Annotated in this window: 23 protein-coding genes; all 23 read left to right on the forward strand. The window is 59.6% G+C overall.

Going from position 1 to position 12,242, the window contains the following annotated elements:
* The first annotated feature begins 135 nt into the window (after positions 1–135).
* Positions 136–444, forward strand: a complete 309-nt coding sequence (gene rpsJ / locus HGP14_RS08040; RefSeq protein WP_003547547.1) for a 30S ribosomal protein S10 — start codon at positions 136–138, stop codon at positions 442–444.
* 34 nt (positions 445–478) lie between these two features.
* On the forward strand, positions 479–1,120 hold the full coding sequence (gene rplC, locus HGP14_RS08045) for a 50S ribosomal protein L3 (RefSeq protein ID WP_008521348.1): 642 nt from the start codon (positions 479–481) through the stop codon (positions 1,118–1,120).
* Positions 1,121–1,133: 13 nt separating this feature from the next.
* Entirely contained in the window at positions 1,134–1,754 is a 621-nt protein-coding gene (gene rplD / locus HGP14_RS08050) for a 50S ribosomal protein L4 (RefSeq protein WP_168829316.1), read from the forward strand.
* Positions 1,751–2,044: a 50S ribosomal protein L23 gene (locus HGP14_RS08055; protein WP_022718390.1), complete on the forward strand. Its 294-nt coding sequence runs from the start codon at positions 1,751–1,753 to the stop codon at positions 2,042–2,044. Before rplD ends, HGP14_RS08055 begins: the two co-directional genes overlap by 4 nt.
* An 11-nt stretch (positions 2,045–2,055) precedes the next feature.
* Positions 2,056–2,892, forward strand: coding sequence for a 50S ribosomal protein L2 (rplB, locus tag HGP14_RS08060; RefSeq protein ID WP_168829317.1), 837 nt, complete (start codon positions 2,056–2,058; stop codon positions 2,890–2,892).
* A 15-nt stretch (positions 2,893–2,907) separates the two neighbouring features.
* Positions 2,908–3,186, forward strand: coding sequence for a 30S ribosomal protein S19 (rpsS, locus tag HGP14_RS08065; protein WP_003573797.1), 279 nt, complete (start codon positions 2,908–2,910; stop codon positions 3,184–3,186).
* A 2-nt stretch (positions 3,187–3,188) separates the two neighbouring features.
* Positions 3,189–3,578 (forward strand): 50S ribosomal protein L22, encoded by a 390-nt coding sequence (gene rplV, locus HGP14_RS08070; RefSeq protein WP_074060955.1) that lies wholly within the window; start codon positions 3,189–3,191, stop codon positions 3,576–3,578.
* Positions 3,578–4,297 carry a 30S ribosomal protein S3 gene (rpsC, locus tag HGP14_RS08075; RefSeq protein ID WP_168829318.1) on the forward strand — a complete coding sequence of 240 codons (720 nt, stop codon included), beginning with the start codon at positions 3,578–3,580 and terminating at the stop codon, positions 4,295–4,297. The genes rplV and rpsC overlap by 1 nt, the downstream gene beginning before the upstream one ends.
* A gap of 36 nt (positions 4,298–4,333) precedes the next feature.
* Positions 4,334–4,747 (forward strand): 50S ribosomal protein L16, encoded by a 414-nt coding sequence (gene rplP / locus HGP14_RS08080; protein WP_003573792.1) that lies wholly within the window; start codon positions 4,334–4,336, stop codon positions 4,745–4,747.
* 10 nt (positions 4,748–4,757) lie between these two features.
* On the forward strand, positions 4,758–4,958 hold the full coding sequence (gene rpmC / locus HGP14_RS08085; protein WP_007531673.1) for a 50S ribosomal protein L29: 201 nt from the start codon (positions 4,758–4,760) through the stop codon (positions 4,956–4,958).
* A gap of 12 nt (positions 4,959–4,970) precedes the next feature.
* A complete protein-coding gene (rpsQ, locus tag HGP14_RS08090) occupies positions 4,971–5,210 on the forward strand; it encodes a 30S ribosomal protein S17 (protein ID WP_168829319.1) in 240 nt (79 codons plus the stop codon).
* A gap of 264 nt (positions 5,211–5,474) precedes the next feature.
* Positions 5,475–5,843, forward strand: a complete 369-nt coding sequence (rplN, locus tag HGP14_RS08095) for a 50S ribosomal protein L14 (RefSeq protein WP_018900268.1) — start codon at positions 5,475–5,477, stop codon at positions 5,841–5,843.
* Positions 5,844–5,855: 12 nt separating this feature from the next.
* Positions 5,856–6,158 (forward strand): 50S ribosomal protein L24, encoded by a 303-nt coding sequence (rplX, locus tag HGP14_RS08100; protein ID WP_168829320.1) that lies wholly within the window; start codon positions 5,856–5,858, stop codon positions 6,156–6,158.
* The gene (rplE, locus tag HGP14_RS08105) at positions 6,158–6,715 is read left to right on the forward strand and encodes a 50S ribosomal protein L5 (RefSeq protein ID WP_037127220.1); all 558 of its coding nucleotides are present in this window, start codon (positions 6,158–6,160) and stop codon (positions 6,713–6,715) included. Before rplX ends, rplE begins: the two co-directional genes overlap by 1 nt.
* A 32-nt stretch (positions 6,716–6,747) precedes the next feature.
* Entirely contained in the window at positions 6,748–7,053 is a 306-nt protein-coding gene (rpsN, locus tag HGP14_RS08110) for a 30S ribosomal protein S14 (RefSeq protein WP_018115514.1), read from the forward strand.
* A 12-nt stretch (positions 7,054–7,065) separates the two neighbouring features.
* Positions 7,066–7,464, forward strand: coding sequence for a 30S ribosomal protein S8 (rpsH, locus tag HGP14_RS08115; protein ID WP_003547562.1), 399 nt, complete (start codon positions 7,066–7,068; stop codon positions 7,462–7,464).
* 42 nt (positions 7,465–7,506) lie between these two features.
* Complete coding sequence (gene rplF, locus HGP14_RS08120; RefSeq protein WP_168829321.1) at positions 7,507–8,040, forward strand: 50S ribosomal protein L6; 534 nt, start codon at positions 7,507–7,509, stop codon at positions 8,038–8,040.
* 12 nt (positions 8,041–8,052) lie between these two features.
* Positions 8,053–8,415 (forward strand): 50S ribosomal protein L18, encoded by a 363-nt coding sequence (gene rplR / locus HGP14_RS08125; protein ID WP_168829322.1) that lies wholly within the window; start codon positions 8,053–8,055, stop codon positions 8,413–8,415.
* Between the two features lie 131 nt (positions 8,416–8,546).
* Positions 8,547–9,116, forward strand: a complete 570-nt coding sequence (gene rpsE / locus HGP14_RS08130) for a 30S ribosomal protein S5 (protein ID WP_027509270.1) — start codon at positions 8,547–8,549, stop codon at positions 9,114–9,116.
* A gap of 14 nt (positions 9,117–9,130) precedes the next feature.
* Entirely contained in the window at positions 9,131–9,340 is a 210-nt protein-coding gene (gene rpmD / locus HGP14_RS08135) for a 50S ribosomal protein L30 (protein WP_168829323.1), read from the forward strand.
* Positions 9,341–9,356: 16 nt separating this feature from the next.
* Positions 9,357–9,830, forward strand: coding sequence for a 50S ribosomal protein L15 (gene rplO / locus HGP14_RS08140; RefSeq protein ID WP_168829324.1), 474 nt, complete (start codon positions 9,357–9,359; stop codon positions 9,828–9,830).
* A gap of 235 nt (positions 9,831–10,065) precedes the next feature.
* Positions 10,066–11,406 carry a preprotein translocase subunit SecY gene (gene secY, locus HGP14_RS08145; RefSeq protein WP_168829325.1) on the forward strand — a complete coding sequence of 447 codons (1,341 nt, stop codon included), beginning with the start codon at positions 10,066–10,068 and terminating at the stop codon, positions 11,404–11,406.
* Positions 11,403–12,053: an adenylate kinase gene (locus HGP14_RS08150; RefSeq protein WP_168829326.1), complete on the forward strand. Its 651-nt coding sequence runs from the start codon at positions 11,403–11,405 to the stop codon at positions 12,051–12,053. Before secY ends, HGP14_RS08150 begins: the two co-directional genes overlap by 4 nt.
* Positions 12,054–12,242: the final 189 nt, after the last annotated feature.

Genomic DNA, 12,242 nt, shown 5'->3' on the forward strand with positions numbered 1-12,242 from the left:
GCCTGAAGACTGGATAGGGATACCGCATTCCGGTGTCCCTCTCGATCTTTGAAACCGGTGGTCCGCCTTAGGAAAAAGAACAACCCGTGTCCTGCCTGACAGGCACGTGGGAAACAAAGACAAGGATAACGTCGAATGAACGGCCAAAATATCCGCATTCGCCTGAAGGCGTTCGATCACCGAATTCTCGATGCTTCCACGCGCGAGATTGTGTCGACGGCGAAGCGCACCGGAGCTAGTGTCCGGGGCCCCGTTCCGCTTCCGACCCGCATCGAGAAGTTTACGGTCAACCGGTCCCCGCACATCGACAAGAAGAGCCGCGAGCAGTTCGAGATGCGCACGCATAAGCGCCTCCTCGACATCGTAGACCCGACCCCGCAGACGGTAGACGCGCTGATGAAGCTCGATCTCGCCGCCGGTGTCGATGTTGAGATCAAGCTCTGAGCTTTGCTCGAGCGGATTTGGAAGGATTGAACCGATGCGTTCAGGTGTGATTGCACAGAAGGTGGGCATGACCCGCGTCTATAACGACGCAGGTGAACATGTTCCGGTAACGGTACTGCGTATGGACGGCTGCCAGGTCGTCGCGACGCGCACTGTAGAAAAGAATGGCTATACCGCAGTTCAGCTCGGTGCTGGCCAGGCGAAGGTTAAGAACACGTCCAAGGCGATGCGCGGCAACTTTGCCGTTGCCAACGTCGAGCCGAAGGCCAAGCTCCAGGAATTCCGCGTTTCGGAAGACAACCTGCTTGAAATTGGGACCGAGCTCAAGGCTGGTCACTTCGCAGCAGGTCAGCTCGTCGACGTGACGGGCACGACCATCGGTAAGGGCTTTGCCGGCGCCATGAAGCGCCACGGCTTCGGCGGTCTGCGCGCTACGCACGGTGTGTCTGTTTCGCACCGCTCGCATGGTTCGACGGGTTCGCGTCAGGATCCAGGTAAGGTTTTCAAGAACAAGAAGATGGCTGGTCACATGGGCCAGACGCGCGTAACGACCCAGAACCTGGAAGTGGTTTCGACCGATGAAGATCGCGGTCTGATCCTGATCAAGGGTGCAGTACCCGGTTCCAAGGGTGCCTGGATCATCGTGCGCGATGCCGTCAAGTCGGCAGCGAAGTAAGGGAGCCGGACCAATGGAATTCAACGTCAAGACCCTCGAGGGAAAAGACGCAGGGAAGGTTTCTCTCTCTGACGCGATTTTCGGCCTCGAGCCCCGCCAGGACATTCTCGCCCGCGTCATCCGCTGGCAGCTTGCCAAGAAGCAGCAGGGCACGCACCAGGCAAAGGGCCGCGCAGACGTCGCGCGCACCGGCGCCAAGATGTACAAGCAGAAGGGTACCGGCCGCGCTCGTCACCATTCGGCTCGCGCTCCGCAGTTCCGCGGCGGTGGTAAGGCTCACGGACCTGTCGCCCGCAGCCACGAGCATGACCTTCCCAAGAAGGTTCGCGCGCTCGGCCTGCGTCACGCTCTGTCGGCAAAGCTGAAGGCCGATGATGTCATCATCATCGACAACCTCGTTGCTACAGAAGCAAAGACCAAGGCTCTGGCCGCGACTTTCGAGACGCTCGGCCTGACCAATGCGCTCTTCATCGGCGGCGCTGAGCTCGACGGCAACTTCAAGCTCGCTGCGCAGAACATCCCGAACATCGATGTTCTGCCGATCCAGGGCATCAACGTTTACGACATCGTGCGCCGCGGCAAGCTCGTGCTTTCCAAGGCTGCCGTTGAAGCTCTAGAGGAGCGTTTCAAGTGACCGATCTTCGCCACTACGATGTGATCGTCTCGCCGGCGATCACCGAAAAGTCCACTCTGGTATCGGAAAACAACCAGGTTGTTTTCAATGTCGCCAAGGCGGCCACGAAGCCGGAAATCAAGGCTGCAGTCGAGGCGCTCTTCGGCGTCAAGGTCACGGCCGTCAACACTCTGCTCCGCAAGGGCAAGACCAAGCGTTTCCGCGGTTTTGTCGGCAAGCAGAAGGACGTGAAGAAGGCTGTCGTGACGCTGGCTGAAGGCCAGACGATCGACGTCTCCACCGGTCTCTGAGGATTAAAAAAATGGCATTGAAAACATTCAATCCGACGACCCCGAGCCAGCGCCAGCTGGTCATCGTCGACCGCTCCTCGCTCTACAAGGGCAAGCCGGTCAAGACGCTGACGGAAGGTCTGACCAAGAGCGGCGGTCGTAACAACCTCGGCCGCATCACCGCCCGCTTCATCGGCGGCGGTCACAAGCGCACTTATCGTCTGGTCGACTTCAAGCGTCGCAAGTTCGATCTGGAAGGCACCGTGGAGCGTATCGAATACGATCCGAACCGCACGGCTTTCATCGCGCTGGTGACTTATGCTGACGGTGAGAAGGCTTATATCCTCGCCCCGCAGCGCCTCGCTGCCGGCGACAAGGTCATCGCTTCGGAAAAGGCTGTCGACGTAAAGCCCGGCAACACCATGCCGCTGCAGTTCATCCCGGTCGGCACCATCATCCACAACGTGGAAATGAAGCCGGGCAAGGGTGGTCAGATCGCACGTTCGGCTGGCGGTTACGCACAGCTCGTCGGCCGCGATGCCGGCATGGCGATCCTTCGCCTGAATTCCGGCGAACAGCGCCTCGTTCATGGCTCCTGCCTTGCTTCGATCGGCGCCGTTTCCAACCCTGACCATGCCAACATCAACGACGGCAAGGCCGGTCGTACGGTTTGGCGCGGCAAGCGTCCGCATAACCGCGGTGTCGTCATGAACCCGGTCGACCATCCGCACGGCGGTGGTGAAGGCCGCACCTCGGGTGGCCGTCATCCGGTTACCCCGTGGGGCAAGCCGACCAAGGGCAAGCGCACCCGGTCGAACAAGTCGACCGACAAGATGATCATGCGCTCGCGTCATCAGCGTAAGAAGTAAGAGAGGAAGTCTCCAATGGCTCGTTCAGTATGGAAAGGTCCGTTCGTTGACGGCTATCTTCTCAAGAAGGCTGAGAAGGTTCGTGAAGGCGGACGTGCAGAAGTAATCAAGATCTGGAGCCGTCGCTCCACGATCCTGCCGCAGTTCGTGGGTCTGACCTTCGGCGTCTACAACGGCAGCAAGCATATTCCGGTCAGCGTCAATGAAGACATGGTCGGCCACAAGTTCGGTGAATTCTCTCCGACCCGGACCTACTACGGTCACGGTGCGGACAAGAAGGCAAAGAGGAAGTAACAATGGGCAAGGCAAAAGCCGAACGCCGGCTGAAGGACAACGAGGCGCAAGCAGTCGCCCGCACGCTCCGCGTCAGCCCACAGAAGCTCAACCTGGTTGCTGCGGCCATCCGCGGCAAGAAGGTTGACCGTGCACTCGCTGAGCTGGAATTCTCCCGCAAGCGCATCGCAGGCGCCGTCAAGAAGACGCTGGAATCCGCGATCGCCAACGCTGAGAACAACCACGATCTCGACGTTGACGCGCTGGTCGTCGCAGAAGCCTACGTTGGCAAGTCGATCGTCATGAAGCGTTTCCACGCTCGTGGCCGCGGCCGGGCATCTCGCATCGAGAAGCCGTTCGCGCACCTGACGATTGTTGTCCGCGAAGTGCAGGCACAAGAGGAGGCCGCATAATGGGTCAGAAAATCAATCCAATCGGTTTCCGTCTTGGCATCAACCGTACCTGGGATAGCCGCTGGTTCGCGGACAATGCCGAGTACGGTCAGCTGCTGCACGAAGACCTGAAGATGCGCAAGTTCGTCATGAGCGAACTGAAGCAGGCTGGTATCGCAAAGGTCGTCATCGAGCGTCCGCACAAGAAGTGCCGCGTCACGATCCACTCGGCTCGCCCGGGTCTGATCATCGGCAAGAAGGGTGCAGACATCGACAAGCTCCGCAAGAAGCTGTCGGACATGACGAGCTCCGAAACGCACCTCAACATCGTTGAAGTACGCAAGCCGGAAGTCGACGCGACGCTCGTCGCACAGTCGATCGCCCAGCAGCTCGAACGCCGCGTGGCTTTCCGCCGCGCCATGAAGCGCGCTGTTCAGTCTGCAATGCGTCTTGGCGCCGAAGGCATCAAGATCACCTGCGCAGGCCGTCTCGGCGGTGCGGAAATCGCTCGTACCGAATGGTACCGCGAAGGCCGCGTTCCGCTGCACACCCTGCGTGCGGACATCGATTACGGTACGGCTGAAGCTGAAACCGCATTCGGCATCTGCGGCATCAAGGTCTGGATCTTCAAGGGCGAAATCCTTGAGCACGATCCGATGGCCTCCGAGCGCCGCGCACTCGAGGGTGACGCTCAGGGTCCGGCAAGCCGCGACCGCGATCGTCGCCGCGACAACGCTTGATAGCGTTGGTGGCAAAGAAGTTCGGAGAATAAGAAAATGTTGCAGCCAAAGCGTACCAAGTACCGCAAGCAATTCAAGGGCCGCATCAAGGGCGTCGCCAAGGGTGGTTCCGACCTCGCCTTCGGCGAATTCGGCCTGAAGGCTCAGGAGCCCAACCGCGTCAATGCACGCGAGATCGAAGCGGCCCGCCGCGCGATCACGCGCTACATGAAGCGTGCCGGCCGTGTATGGATCCGCGTGTTCCCGGATGTTCCGGTAACCGCAAAGCCGACCGAAGTCCGCATGGGTAAGGGTAAGGGCTCCGTTGAATACTGGGCATGCAAGGTCAAGCCCGGCCGTATGATGTTCGAGATCGACGGCGTCAGCGAAGAGATCGCCCGCGAGGCGCTGCGCCTCGGCTCCGCCAAGCTCTCGGTCAAGACGCGCTTCGTTCAGCGCATTGCAGAGTAAGGAGAGGCAGATGAAAGCCGAAGAAGTCCGCGGCCTCACGGCCGATCAGCTCAAGGACAAGCTTGCCGACCTCAAGAAGGAGCAGTTCAACCTGCGCTTCCAGAAGGCGACCGGCCAGCTCGAAAAGTCCTCGCGCATCAACGAAGTTCGCAAGGACATCGCCCGCGTGAAAACCATTGCCCGCCAGAAGGCGGCAGAAGCAAAGGCGTAAAGGAAGAAAAAAATGCCGAAGCGCATTCTGCAGGGCGTCGTCGTTGGCGACAAGAACGAGAAGACTGTCGTAGTTCGCGTTGAGCGCCGTTTCGCTCACCCGCTGCTTCAGAAGACCGTTCGTCGTTCCAAGAAGTACAAGGCCCACGACGAAAACAACCAGTACAAGATCGGCGATACCGTTTCCATCGAGGAATGCGCACCGATCTCCAAGGACAAGCGCTGGACGGTCGTTTCCGCCCAGGGCAAGTAAGAGATTTTTGTGCGAGGCCTTGCGTCTCGCACAGATTTCTGTATGAAGCAGCGTCGGAACGCTCGAATGCCGGGCGTTCTTTTGCTTTGAGCGCACGGAAGGTCCCGTCGGGAAACCACCTTGGCACGATTTTTCCCGCGCTATTCAAGCTATTGCCGCATCTGTGCCCGTTCGTGAGACGGGTTCGGGCGGCTGACAATTTTCATATGCCGGGGTAGGGGGTGCAAACCCAACCATTCCGGTAAAACAAGAAGGCGACCTGATATGATTCAGATGCAAACAAACCTCGACGTCGCGGATAATTCCGGCGCGCGTCGTGTCATGTGCATCAAGGTGCTGGGCGGCTCGAAGCGCAAGTATGCCTCGATCGGCGACGTTATCGTCGTTTCGATCAAGGAAGCGATCCCGCGCGGCCGCGTGAAGAAGGGTGACGTGATGAAGGCGGTGGTCGTTCGTACCGCCAAGGAAATCCGTCGCGTTGATGGCAGCATCATCCGCTTCGACACCAATGCAGCAGTCCTCATCGACAACAAGAAAGAGCCGATCGGCACCCGTATCTTCGGACCGGTTCCGCGCGAACTTCGCGCCAAGAACCACATGAAGATCATCTCGCTGGCTCCCGAAGTACTGTAAGGAGCGGGAACGATGCAGAAGATTCGTAAGGGCGACAAAGTCGTCATGCTCGCAGGCAAGGACAAGGGCCGTACCGGCGAAGTCCTCCAGGTTCTGCCTAAGGAAGATCGTGCGGTTGTCCGCGGCATCAACGTCGTAAAGCGCCATCAGCGCCAGACGCAGAGCCAGGAAGCCGGCATCATCAGCAAGGAAGCCTCGGTCCACCTCTCCAACGTTGCGATCGTCGACAAGGACGGCAAGCCGACCCGCGTCGGTTTCAAGGTTGTTGACGGCAAGAAGGTCCGTGTGGCCAAGCGTTCCGGTGAGGTGATCTGATGGCTGAGGCAAAGTACGAGCCGCGGCTCAAGAAGGAATATGTCGAGCGTATCCGTAAGGCTATGCAGGAGAAGTTCTCCTATGCCAACGAGATGATGATTCCGAAGCTCGACAAGATCGTAATCAACATGGGTGTTGGTGAAGCGACGGCTGATTCGAAGAAGCCGACTGTTGCTGCAGCCGACCTGGCCGCTATCGCTGGCCAGAAGCCGGTCATCACCCGTGCACGCAACTCCATCGCTGGCTTCAAGGTCCGCGAGCAGATGCCGATCGGCGCAAAGGTCACCCTGCGCGGCGCTCGCATGTACGAGTTCCTGGACCGCCTCGTGAACATCGCGCTCCCGCGCGTTCGCGACTTCCGCGGCCTGAACCCGAAAAGCTTTGACGGCCGTGGCAACTTCGCCATGGGCATCAAAGAGCACATTGTGTTCCCTGAGATCAACTACGACAAGGTTGATCAGATGTGGGGCATGGACATCATCGTTTGCACGACGGCAACGAAGGACGACGAAGCACGGGCTCTGCTGACAGAGTTCAACTTCCCGTTCCGTCAGTAACCGTAACGACGAGCGTAGAAAAGGAACCGCACATGGCGAAGACAAGCGCAGTTGAAAAGAACAAGCGCCGCCGTAATACGGTCGCAAACCAGGCTGCCAAGCGCGCAGCTCTGAAGGCGATCATCATGAACCAGGCTCTTCCGATCGAAGAGCGGTTCAAGGCCTCGATCAAGCTGGCATCCCTGCCGCGCGATGGATCCAAGACCCGCATTCGCAACCGTTGCGAAGTATCGGGCCGTCCGCGCGCATACTACCGCAAACTGCGCATGTCGCGTATCGCGCTGCGTGAACTCGGCAATCTCGGCAAGGTGCCGGGCATCGTCAAGTCGAGCTGGTAAGGAGCAGGTTAGATGACAATGACTGATCCGTTGGGCGATATGCTCACTCGCATCCGCAACGGCGCTTCTCGCCGCAAGTCGTCGGTCTCGACGCCTGCTTCGAAGCTCCGTGCACGCGTTCTCGATGTTCTGCAGTCCGAAGGCTACATCCGTGGCTATTCCGTTGTCGATTTCGGCAATGGCAAGTCGGAGCTCAGCATCGAGCTGAAGTACTACGAAGGCGCATCGGTGATCCGTGAGATCGGCCGTGTGTCCAAGCCGGGCCGCCGGGTTTATGTCTCGGTCAAGTCCATTCCGCAGGTCGCGAACGGCCTCGGCATCACCATCCTTTCGACCCCGAAGGGCGTGATGGCCGATCACCAGGCTCGCGAACAGAACGTTGGTGGCGAGGTTCTTTGCTCGGTCTTCTAAGATCGCGCAGAGATCTCCATAGCGAACAGACAGGATTGAAACATGTCTCGTATCGGTAAAAAGCCCGTTCAGGTGCCTGCTGGGATCACGGCTACGGTCGATGGCCAGAAGGTTACCGCTAAGGGCCCGAAGGGCGAGCTGTTCTTCGTCGCGAATGACGAAGTCGGCGTAAAGCTCGAAAACAACGCGGTCGTCGTAACGCCGCTCAGCCAGACGAAGGATGCTCGTGCAAAGTGGGGCATGTCCCGCACGATGATCGAGAACATCTTCAAGGGCGTCAAGGACGGCTTTGAGCGCAAGCTCGAAATCAACGGCGTCGGTTACCGCGCGTCGCTTCAGGGCAAGAACCTGCAGCTGGCACTCGGCTTCAGCCATGACGTTGTTTACGAGCCGCCGCAGGGCATCACGATCGCTGTGCCGAAGCCGACGGAAATCGTCGTCACCGGCATCAACAAGCAGCAGGTCGGCCAGGTTGCCGCTGAAATCCGCGAATACCGCGGTCCTGAGCCTTACAAGGGCAAGGGCGTCAAGTATGCCGACGAGCGGATTGTCCGCAAAGAAGGCAAGAAGAAGTAAGGATCACGCGAAATGGCTAGCAGGAAAGAAGCACTTGCACGTCGTGCCAACCGCGTGCGCCGTCAACTCAAGTCGGTGGCCAATGGCCGTCCGCGCCTGTCGGTTCATCGCTCCTCGAAGAACATCTACGTTCAGGTCATCGACGATGTTGCAGGCAAGACGCTCGCGTCTGCCTCGACTCTCGATAAGGATCTGCGCGGTTCTCTGAAGACCGGTGCTGATACAGCAGCAGCTGCCCTCGTCGGCAAGCTCGTTGCAGAGCGCGCAACGAAGGCAGGCGTCAGCGAGGTCGTATTCGACCGTGGCGCCTTCATCTATCACGGCCGTATCAAGGCCCTGGCAGACGCAGCCCGCGAAGGCGGTCTGTCCTTCTGATCAAGTTTCCGGCCGGACGCTTTCGAGCGCCGGCCGGATCTCACCGGACCGCATACGCTCCCTAATGGGAGGCCGCTGCGGTCCTCGCTTTGTTTGCCCGTTGCACCCGGAAAAGAAAAAGGAAAAGGACAATGGCACAGGAAAGAAGAGGCTCGCGGGATGACCGCCAGAGCCGCGAAGAGCGCGATAGCGAATTCGTCGACAAGCTGGTCGCGATCAACCGCGTCGCCAAGGTCGTCAAGGGTGGCCGCCGTTTCGGTTTTGCCGCTCTCGTCGTCGTCGGTGACCAGAAGGGCCGCGTAGGCTTCGGTCACGGCAAGGCACGCGAAGTGCCGGAAGCCATCCGCAAGGCAACGGAAGCCGCCAAGCGCGAGCTCATCTTCGTGCCGCTGCGCGAAGGCCGTACCCTGCATCACGACGTCCACGGCCGTCACGGCGCCGGCAAGGTTCTGCTGCGCTCGGCCAAGGTCGGTACCGGTATCATCGCCGGTGGTCCGATGCGCGCCGTTTTCGAAACGCTCGGCGTTCACGACGTTGTCGCCAAGTCGACCGGTTCCTCGAACCCATACAACATGGTTCGCGCCACCTTCGACGCTCTGAAGCACCAGGTTCACCCGAAGGACATCGCAGCTCAGCGCGGCATCAAGTATGCTACGCTTCAGGCTCGCCGTGCCGCCTCCGGCAACGCCTCTGAAGAATAAGAGGAGTCTGACCCATGGCCAAGGCTACCAAGAAGACCGAAGCTAAGACGGTTACCGTCGAGCAGATCGGCAGCCCGATTCGCCGTCCGGACGTACAGCAGCGCACGCTGATCGGTCTGGGCCTCAACAAGATGCACCGTCGCCGCACGCTGGAAGATACCCCGGCTGTTCGTGGCATGATCCGTGCTGTCCAGCATCTCGTTCGCGTCGTCGACGAGAAGTGAGCCGGAGGAAACGCATATGAAACTGAATGAAATCAAGGACAACGAAGGTTCGACCCACAGCCGCAAGCGCCTCGGCCGCGGTATCGGTTCGGGCTCGGGCAAGACCGGTGGTCGCGGTGTCAAGGGTCAGAAGTCCCGTTCCGGCGTCGCCATCAACGGTTTCGAAGGCGGCCAGATGCCAATCTACCGCCGTCTGCCGAAGCGCGGCTTCACGAACATCTTCAAGGCCGACTTCGTCGTCGTTTCGCTCGCACGCATCCAGGCTGCGATCGACGCCGGCAAGCTCGATGGCAAGGCGACTGTCGATGCCGCTGCTCTCAAGGCAGCCGGCGTCATCCGTCGCGCCAAGGACGGCGTTCGCGTTCTCGCTGACGGCGAACTGAAGGCAAAGATCAAGCTCGAAGTCGCAGGCGCTTCCAAGCCCGCCGTCGAGAAGATCGAAAAGGCCGGCGGTTCGATCACGCTTCTTTCTGTCGCAACGGCAGAATAATAATCTTATGATATGTCGCCCGGGGTGCTTCACACCGGGCGATTTTGCTCCCATATGTGGGCCTCACAAAAACCTGTATCGTTGCACCCCGCAGCGTACCGGTTTCGATGAAATCAAGGGTGAGGCATTGATTGCGCCCGCAATCCGTCCGAAGCCCGGTTGTGAATAATTAGAGTACTGATTCTGGGGCCGGCTCTCGTTCGAGGCGCCCCGAATGGGTAGCGCGGAGAATCGCATGGCATCTGCAGCGGAACAGTTGGCCTCCAATCTTAATTTTTCGACCTTCGCCAAGGCTGAGGATCTCAAGAAGCGCCTGTGGTTCACGCTGGCAGCTCTCCTCGTCTATCGTCTTGGTACGCACATTCCGCTTCCGGGCCTGCACCCCGAAGCCTATGCCCAGGCCTTCCGCGGCCAGGCGGGCGGCATTCTCGGTCTCTTCAACATGTTCTCGGGCGGCGCCGTCCAGCGCATGGCGATCTTCGCGCTCGGCATCATGCCCTATATCTCCGCCTCGATCATCGTGCAGCTGATGACGTCGGTCGTACCAGCGCTCGAAAACCTGAAGAAGGAAGGCGAGCAGGGCCGCAAGGTCATCAACCAGTACACCCGTTACGGCACCGTGCTGCTCGGCGCGCTGCAGGCCTACGGCATCGCGGTCGGCCTCGAAAGCGGCAACGGTCTGGTGGTCGATCCAGGCTGGTTCTTCCGTATTTCCACCGTTATCACGCTGCTCGGCGGCACGATGTTCCTGATGTGGCTTGGCGAGCAGATCACCTCGCGCGGCATCGGCAACGGCATTTCGCTGATCATCTTCGCCGGCATCGCCGCCGGCCTTCCGCAGGCTGTGGGGGGTACGCTGGAACTCGGCCGCACCGGTGCACTTTCGACGACGCTCATTCTTGCCGTCATCGTGATCGCAATCGGCGTTATTGGCGTCATCGTCTTCGTCGAACGCGCCCAGCGCCGCCTGCTGATCCAGTATCCGAAGCGTCAGGTCGGCAACCGCATGTTCCAGGGCGATACCTCGCATCTGCCGCTGAAGCTCAATACCTCTGGCGTTATTCCGGCAATCTTCGCCTCGTCGCTGCTGCTTCTGCCGGCAACTCTCGCAGGCTTTGCCAACACGGCGGCCATGCCGTCCTGGGCGACGGCGATCGTCGCGGCGCTGGGCCACGGGCAGCCGCTCTACATGCTGCTGTACGCCGGACTGATCGCCTTCTTCGCCTTCTTCTACACGGCCATCGTCTTCAATCCGAAGGACACGGCCGATAACCTGAAAAAGCATGGCGGCTTCATTCCGGGCATCCGTCCGGGTGAGCGCACCGCCGAATATATCGATTACGTCCTGACCCGAATCACGGTCATCGGCGCGATCTATCTCGTCTTCGTCTGCATCCTGCCCGAGATACTGGTGTCGCAAACTGGCATCCCATTATCCCTTGGTGGCACTTCGCTTTTGATCGTGGTTAGCGTAACTCTTGATACGGTGGCACAGATTCAGGGCCACCTGATAGCACAGCAGTACGAAGGCCTGATCAAGAAATCGAAGTTGCGCGGAGGTAAGAGGGGGCGATGAGACTTATACTTTTGGGGCCGCCGGGTGCGGGCAAGGGGACCCAGGCCCAGAGGATCGTGGAGAAGTACGGCATTCCGCAACTTTCCACGGGTGACATGCTCCGTGCTGCCGTTCAGGCCGGCACGGAAGTCGGCAAGCGGGCAAAGGCTGTCATGGACGCCGGCAAGCTTGTCTCCGATGAGATCGTCAACGCCATTGTTTCCGAACGTATCGATCAGCCCGATTGTGAAAACGGCTTCATTCTCGACGGTTTTCCGCGGACGCTTGTCCAGGCGGATGCCACCGAGGAGATGCTTCGCGCCAAGGGGCTCGATCTCTCTGTCGTCATCGAGCTGAAGGTTGATGACGCCGAACTGGTGCGCCGCGTTGCAGGGCGCTATTCCTGTGCCCAGTGTGGCAGCGTTTACCACGACACCGACAAGCGTCCGGTGCAGGAGGGTGTGTGCGACAAGTGCGGTTCGACGCATTTCAAGCGCCGCCCGGACGATAATCCTGAAACGATGACGGCGCGGCTTCAGGTCTACTATAAAGAGACGTCGCCGTTGATCGGCTATTATCACGCCAAGGGGAAGCTCAGGAGCGTGGATGGCATGGCCGACATGGACCACGTGACTCAAGAGGTCGAGGCCATTCTTTCGAAGCTGTAAGGCTTTGAAAATAAACTTGGCGGGACCGGTTGCCTTTCGGCGCTGATTCCGCTAAACACCGCGCCAACTCGCGACATTCGATGCGATCGGCGCGGATTTCCCAAAGGAAGTCCGGGTTCGGTCGTTTTGACATGTTACGAACCCAAATTTGAACGAGCGGCCCTTCGGAGGGCGGCGTAACGAAGCCCT

Origin of the sequence: Rhizobium sp. P32RR-XVIII (assembly GCF_012641395.1) — a bacterium.
In the GTDB taxonomy this organism is placed as follows: domain Bacteria; phylum Pseudomonadota; class Alphaproteobacteria; order Rhizobiales; family Rhizobiaceae; genus Rhizobium.